Annotated in this window: 7 protein-coding genes and 1 pseudogene; all 8 read right to left on the reverse strand. The window is 53.0% G+C overall.

The genetic code is table 11. The features are described 5' to 3' along the window. Nucleotides 1-185 (reverse strand): annotated as a pseudogene (locus PHQ58_RS22880) (hypothetical protein); the annotation flags it as partial. Then, nucleotides 173-991 (reverse strand): glycosyltransferase family 2 protein, encoded by an 819-nt coding sequence (locus PHQ58_RS22885; RefSeq protein WP_300116051.1) that lies wholly within the window; start codon nt 989-991, stop codon nt 173-175. The pseudogene PHQ58_RS22880 and the gene PHQ58_RS22885, both read right to left, overlap by 13 nt. Beyond that, nucleotides 991-1,842 (reverse strand): glycosyltransferase family 2 protein, encoded by an 852-nt coding sequence (locus PHQ58_RS22890; protein WP_300116053.1) that lies wholly within the window; start codon nt 1,840-1,842, stop codon nt 991-993. The genes PHQ58_RS22885 and PHQ58_RS22890 overlap by 1 nt, the downstream gene beginning before the upstream one ends. After that, on the reverse strand, nt 1,839-2,792 hold the full coding sequence (locus PHQ58_RS22895) for a GDP-mannose 4,6-dehydratase (protein ID WP_300116055.1): 954 nt from the start codon (nt 2,790-2,792) through the stop codon (nt 1,839-1,841). The genes PHQ58_RS22890 and PHQ58_RS22895 overlap by 4 nt, the downstream gene beginning before the upstream one ends. After that, a complete protein-coding gene (locus tag PHQ58_RS22900) occupies nt 2,789-3,892 on the reverse strand; it encodes a glycosyltransferase family 1 protein (protein WP_300116058.1) in 1,104 nt (367 codons plus the stop codon). The genes PHQ58_RS22895 and PHQ58_RS22900 overlap by 4 nt, the downstream gene beginning before the upstream one ends. Nucleotides 3,893-3,911: 19 nt before the next feature. Continuing rightward, nucleotides 3,912-5,285, reverse strand: a complete 1,374-nt coding sequence (locus tag PHQ58_RS22905; RefSeq protein WP_300116060.1) for an MATE family efflux transporter — start codon at nt 5,283-5,285, stop codon at nt 3,912-3,914. Then, nucleotides 5,282-6,298, reverse strand: a complete 1,017-nt coding sequence (locus tag PHQ58_RS22910; protein ID WP_300116062.1) for an acyltransferase — start codon at nt 6,296-6,298, stop codon at nt 5,282-5,284. The genes PHQ58_RS22905 and PHQ58_RS22910 overlap by 4 nt, the downstream gene beginning before the upstream one ends. A gap of 22 nt (nt 6,299-6,320) precedes the next feature. After that, nucleotides 6,321-6,775 (reverse strand): GDP-mannose 4,6-dehydratase (locus PHQ58_RS22915; RefSeq protein ID WP_300116065.1); only part of this gene is annotated, 455 nt, incomplete at its 5' end.

The following is a 6,775-nucleotide window of genomic DNA, read 5'->3' on the forward strand; positions in this document are numbered from 1 at the left end:
AAAAAAAAGTCATTCAAAGAAAATGACAACGCCTCGCACAAGTTGAGGGTGAGGATCAACTCAAAGTGCGAATCCCTGCAATTTTTATCGAGATCCTCCAATAAATTTTTTATCAGCCCAAGTTGCAAGTGGCTCACAACAGAAATAGTGAGATCTGGCGCAGACTGCGTTTTTACTTTTTCCATCGCAAATGGCACCAATAAATCAAAAGCCTTCGCACATATTTCAAAGCTGAATAAATCACCAAAAATGAAAACTGAATCGCATTGATGTCTTTCTTTTGATAAAGGCGTCGATAGTTTCCCAGATCACTTCGCTCCATTAGCCACACTTGAGAGCTCAATCCCGCCACACCAAACGACTCTTTATAGATGGCAGCCAGTTCAGCATCAAGTTTGACGGCACATCCACCCGCGCAAACAATCTTCATCCAGAGCATGTGGTCTTCCATGTAGCGCTGCTTTTCTACAAAACGGTGAACCACATCGCGGCGCAACATGGCCGATGGCGTCACAAATTTATTTGACAGGATCAGAGGCCATTTGCGGATGGGCGCCACACCACCCTGTGTCACAGGCCAGTCAGGCAAGCGGTCATGGTCAAGACGCCGATATCCGTGGCCCGACAGAACAACATCCGGGTTCGCCTCCATGTAGGCCGTCTGGATTTCTATTTTTTTTGGGTGCCAGGCGTCATCTGCATCAAGAAAGGCGACATATGTCTGTGTGGCCTGATCCCAACCCGCGTTGCGGGCACTTGCTGCCCCAACGTTCTGCTCCAGAAATACCAGCTTGATCCAACCTGGCTCAAAATGCTGGCTCAGCTTTTGCAGAAGTTTTTGCGTGTCATCACCACTGGCGTCGTCTACCAAAATCACCTCAGCAGGACGCCGGGTTTGGGCTGCCACGGATGCAACGGCTCGCTCAATGGTGCCTGTGCAGCGGAAGCAGGGAATGACGACCGAGACCGATGTAAATTCATTGCGATGCATCAAGTCTTCGTCCAATAGGCAGGCAGACCCATCAGGTTCCGCCCGATGTCGAGCATTCTTCTCGCCTGTTTTTCACCCAACAGTCGCCACAAAAATAAACGGATGTACGCACGAAACAATGCCACGCGCCAGCCCAAACTGGGCCAACGCAATCCATTCTTGATTTGGGCAAATCGGACTTCACGCAAACCCAATAGCGTATTGGCCGGGTCAGTACTGACACCACCTTGCCGCATCGCAGTCATCACGATGCCTTCAATAAAAAAAGCATCGCGCGTCTTGAGCTCCCGCAATAACAATTCGTAGTCACCTGCAATGCGAAAGGTTTCATCAAAATTCCCGTGATCCGTGAACAAACTGCACCGATGCATCACGGCCGGGTGCGGCACACACATGAGTCGCCTAAAGCGATTTTTTACTTTACCCCAAGGCTCTCCCACAGCATAAAGCTCTGAACCATTATTGTTGAGCAACATGATCTGCCCATAAGCCACGCGAATTTCCGGTGGAACCAACACCAACTGCTCAGCCATACGCGCTATCACCTGCGAATTACGCAAATAATCGTCGGCCCCAAGAAAACAGACCCAGTCGCCTTTTGCCTGCGCCAAGGCCTTGTTCCAGGCGTTGTAAATACCCCGATCGGGCTCGGAAATCCAATAGGTCATCTCCTGGGCATTGGCGCGAATCAGGTCGACAGTACCGTCTGTCGAGCCGCCGTCAATCACAATCAACTCCAGGCGAGCATAGGTTTGTTGTGTGACGCTATCAAGGCACTGTTGTAGCGTTGCCCTGCCGTTGTAAACCGCAATAACAACGCTGATCAGCGGCGTGAAGTCGTTGGGATTCATGGATTTCGCGCCGCCTCCACCATTAACTTGACGAGCTCCGGCATCTTGATATGCGCCGCCCAGCCAAGACACGCTTTGGCCAGGCTGGCATCGCCCTGACTCCAATTAATGTCTGACGGGCGAAAGAGTTTTTGGTCACTCTCAACATGCTCGCGCCAATCCAGGCCAACATTTGCAAACACATCCCTGACAAAGTCTTCAAGGGACACTGATACGCCCGTGGCGATCACAAAATCAGCCGGCGCCTCTTGCTGCAACATCCGCCACATAGCATCCACATACTCCGGCGCCCAACCCCAGTCCCTGACGATATTCAAACGGCCAAGGCTAAGTTTTTCTCCCGATCCATTGGCAATCCGAACCGCGCTGTCCACAATTTTGCGCGTCACAAAACGGGCAGGACGCAAGGGCGATTCATGATTAAAAAGGATACCGCTACAGGCGTACAAGCCGTAAGCCTCACGGTAGTTGGCAACCATCCAATGGGCTGAGGCTTTTGCCACGGCGTAGGGGCTGCGAGGATGAAACGGGGTGGTTTCGTTGGCAGGTTTCTGACCCACGTCGCCAAAACACTCGCTGGAGCTTGCATGGTAAAGCTTGATCTTTCCGCCCAAAAATCGTATGGCCTCCAGCATGTTCAGGGTACCGACCGTAATGCTCTCGAGCGTTTCCACGGGCTGCTCAAACGACAAGCCCACCGAACTTTGTCCCGCCAAGAAATACACCTCATCTGGCATGCTTCGGGTAAGCACCGTCAGCACACTTCGAAAATCGGTCGGCGCCATGGAACAAAGATTCACGGACTGCGCCAGTTGCAACACTTTCAAATTACGAAATTCAGTCATTTGCGCGTCCCTTGACGTTCCCCAGACTTCGTAACCTTTCTCCAACAGCAAGCGCGCCAGATAAGCGCCATCCTGGCCACCAATGCCACAAATCAAAGCTTTCATGCGGCTAACCTCCGGTAAACAGCAAGCGTTTCCTGAGCGCAACGCTCCCAGCTAAAGCGCTTGCAACGCTCCCGCCCCAGCGCAACAAGTTCAGCCCGGCGGGCGGATGACTGCAAAACCCGCTCGATGGAGACCCTGATGGAATCCAAATCGTAAGGATCAAAGTACTCACCTGCGTCGCCAACAACCTCGGGTATTGAGCTTGTGCTACTGCAAATCACCGGGCAATCCAGCGACATGGCCTCAAGTGGTGGAATCCCGAATCCTTCATATTTGGACGGATACACAAATGCTGCGGCACCTTTGTACAAGGCTGCCAGCCGGTCATCGCCCCCACCCACATGAATCACCTGGGTGGCGGGCAGGCCAAGTCCGGCCATCAAGCCGAGCTCGTCCGGAGACAAGACACCAGCACCGAAACAAACCAAGCGGAAGTTGGCCTTCAGCCACGGCGATGCCGCGTAGGCACGCAGCAACCCATCAAAATTTTTATAGCCACGACGACCAGCCACATGAAGAATGTAAGGAGCGGGCCCAACCAGTGCTCGCGCCTGCAACCCAGTCTGTGGCAATGCGTCGTAGCCAAGGTAGGTCACGGTCAAATCGCCATCATCCAGGGAATGCAGTTCTTGAAGATCACGTCGCGTATTTTCAGAGATACAAAAAATGTGATCTGCACGATTGACCGAAAATTTCTTGAGTTGGGCTATAGGGTAGGCAGCACCAAAACTGTCAGGAAATCGCTCTTCAATCATGTCATAAACAGTCAACACATGAGGCACGTTTGAGCGACATAAAGGCTGCTCTGCATAGTAGGTCTCATGCACAAGATCGGGACGCATCATGCTTGACACCGGGCCACAAAGTGCAGCACTCAGGGTCTTGATGATCCGTGCTGTTTTAGGCAAACGACGAAGATGAACACCGGTGACGATGGTACGGTCAGCATCTTTCAAATACTGATTGATATGAAGCGGCGCGACGATTTTGACGTCGACACCTGGAACATGCGACATCTGGGATGCCAAAGCGCAGATGTAACGAGAAATTCCGCCAAATTCTTGTTGGGCAAATATCTGGGAGTCGTAGATTACTTTCATCCGTCACAGGCTTCATCTTTTAATTTGAAATTGTCATGAATGATTTTATTTTTGAATAAAAAACAAAACCATAAAAGTAAATATGTGTCGAGGCATACACCAACATTGTCACCAAGGGAATCGCGATTAAGCCGAGCGAACTCACGCCCCATATTTTCAGAGGCAGGACCAAAATGCAAAAAACAGAAACCACAATGACTTGCTGCTTTACCACCTGCACGCCATTCAAAAACATGGCAAAGGCCACCCCACAACACTCCAGTACCGTCCAAAGAGCCACCAGTCCCAGCAACAAGCCGGGCACCAGCACCTTCCCGCCAGTCCAGTAATGTAATAGCCATTCACTGCTGAAAAACAGAATTGTCGCGCCTGACAGCGCCCCCCCCAGCGTCAGCCACATGCTTGCCTTGAAGGTGCGCCGGATAAAAGCAACATCTCCTTTGGAATGTGCCTCGGCATACGCACCCCATAAAGGGGAATTCATCATGGCCAGAGGTTGCGACACAAACTGAAACAGGCGCTGCGCAATACTGTAAACAGCCACTGCCGCGGGGCCCAGCGCGCTGGAAATAATCAGCGCGTCGGCACCCCAACCAATCATGGTGCCCACCTGCAACACAAAAAACAGGCCACCAATGCGAATCAGCCCCGAGGTTTCCTGCCTGACCGCCCAAGTGATCTTACCCAAGGCAAACAATTTGCGTCTTACCAACAAACCCAAAAGCAGCAAAAGTGATAGTGATTGAATGCCCAGCGTGGCGGCAAGCAACACCGGCAATCCTGCTTGAACCTGCGCAGCCCACCACAGCACTCCCAATGACGCCACAGAGCCCAACGCAGAAACCAGATAAACCTCGAAACTGCGCTGCAAGCCAGCGAACACGCTTTGGATTCCTGTGGTGAACAGATTGAGCCCAAACAACAAGGCAAACAACTTTGCGGCTGCCTGAGCCTCAAGCAATAGCAATGCATCATCCACCTTGATGAGCTTTGCCCAAGGCAACCAGGCGGCCAGCAGCCACAAGGCAGCACCGACCGCTAGCCCAATCAAAAACAAAAGGCCAAGCCCGCCGCTAACGGCGCGGCGCAACAAGTCGGCGTCCGACTTGGCAGATCGACTGGCCACATGATTGGTCAGCGCATTACCGACACCCAAACCTAAAAATGTCAGCATGCCTGCAAAGCTGGCAATAGTCATCCAGATTCCAAACCGCTGCGCACCGAGGTAAGGAATCGTCAAACTCACACTGAGCACCATAACAGCCATGGCTGCAGCCTTGCTTGCCACATTGGCAAGAATGGCCCAGGCTGCAAGGCGATAACGTTCGGAAGCACGGCCATCCTCGGTGGACACGTCAAACGCACTAAACCGCAGATAGCGGAGCAATTTCACGCCCGCACCCCGCGCTGCGGCTTGAACAGCAGCGCACGCTTTTCAAGCACATGCCACGACAGGTAAGCCAGCACACTCGTCACTACAAACGACAAACCCAAATGCGTTGCAAACGTCCACCCGCGATGGCGTCCGAGCTCAACCACAATTTGTTGCACCGGAAAAGCAAAAATGTACATGCCGTAAGACAAGTCACCGAGCCGATCTGTCACCCAAGCGCCCCACGGCACGCGCTGCGCCGCAACGACCAGCGCCGCAGCAATCCCAAGCATGCCAGTGCGTTCAACACCATGCGACCCCAACAAAAAAAAGGCCAAGAGAACAATGCCAAGTCCAATGGCCCAGGGCTTGCGTTCGGATTCTGGCCGCCGTCTAACAAAACCGTACACCACACCCCACCAGAAAAACGCCACCATCTCCAAATGCGGAACAAACCTGTTGCCCAGTAGCAGCGGGCCAAACGCCGCAGCCAACACAACCAAGCCAAGACTCAGGGCGATTAATCCATCGCGCCGTACCACGCTGATGCTGCCAACCAAGGCCACCGAGACGTAACACAGGAATTCAACCGGCAAGGTCCAAAGCGACCCATTAACGGCCAAGGGAAAAGGGTTGTCTAAAAAAACGCCAGGCAGCCCACGCCAAACCACCAGCAACGCGGTACTCAGGTAACGCCAGGCTTCAAAGGAAGCAAAGTAATCTGCCGCAGCCAGCTTTGAAAAGATTGGACCCAGAACCAGCACTGTGACCAGAACAACAAACCAAAGTGCCGGAAAAATTCGCAATGACCGTCGAATAAAAAAGCGCTTCAAATCAGGGTCGCGCGCCCAGCTTGACCACACCAACAAGCCACTTAAAAAGAAAAAAACAGAAACACCGACGCCGCCAAAGGTGGTCCAGCCAAACAGTTCAGGTTCGGCAAGGCCTAACAAGGCATGTTGGTGACTGTACAAAACCAGGACAGCGGCACACAAGCGCAACAGGTCAAATGAGTTTTTTTGGACAGCAGTCATGGCCATTAAGCAACCAAAACTGCTATTCCACGCTCACATTGACGCTGTAGCCGTTGGCTTTGAGCAGCGCGTGCTGTTTGGCCTGGGCCAGGTCGTGGGCGACCATTTCGGCGCACATTTCCTGCACGGTAATTTCAGGCACCCAGCCCAGTTTTTCTTTGGCTTTGGTGGGGTCACCCAGCAGGGTTTCGACTTCGGTGGGGCGGAAGTAGCGGGGGTCTATCTGGACGATTGGGCGTGGGGACTGGGGACTGGGTACTGGGGACTGGGAAGTGGGGGGGTTCAGCCAATAGGCGACTTCATTGACGCCCTCGCCTTCCCAGCGAATTTGCATGCCCAGGGCCTCTGCGGTCCAGTTGATGAACTGGCGCACGCTGTATTGCACGCCGGTGGCAATCACAAAGTCTTCGGGCTGGTCTTGTTGCAGCATCATCCACTGCATGCGCACGTAGTCTTTGGCGTGGCCCCAGTCGCGCA

It is taken from the genome of Rhodoferax sp. (genome assembly GCF_028688795.1).
Classification (GTDB): Bacteria; Pseudomonadota; Gammaproteobacteria; order Burkholderiales; family Burkholderiaceae_C; genus Rhodoferax.

Bases quoted from the DNA above. Each gene is read 5' to 3' on its own strand.
- PHQ58_RS22885 (WP_300116051.1), bottom strand. From the start codon at position 991: ATGCATCGCAATGAATTTACATCGGTCTCGGTCGTCATTCCCTGCTTC.
- PHQ58_RS22890 (WP_300116053.1), bottom strand. From the start codon at position 1,842: ATGAATCCCAACGACTTCACGCCGCTGATCAGCGTTGTTATTGCGGTT.
- PHQ58_RS22895 (WP_300116055.1), bottom strand. From the start codon at position 2,792: ATGAAAGCTTTGATTTGTGGCATTGGTGGCCAGGATGGCGCTTATCTG.
- PHQ58_RS22900 (WP_300116058.1), bottom strand. From the start codon at position 3,892: ATGAAAGTAATCTACGACTCCCAGATATTTGCCCAACAAGAATTTGGC.
- PHQ58_RS22910 (WP_300116062.1), bottom strand. From the start codon at position 6,298: ATGACTGCTGTCCAAAAAAACTCATTTGACCTGTTGCGCTTGTGTGCC.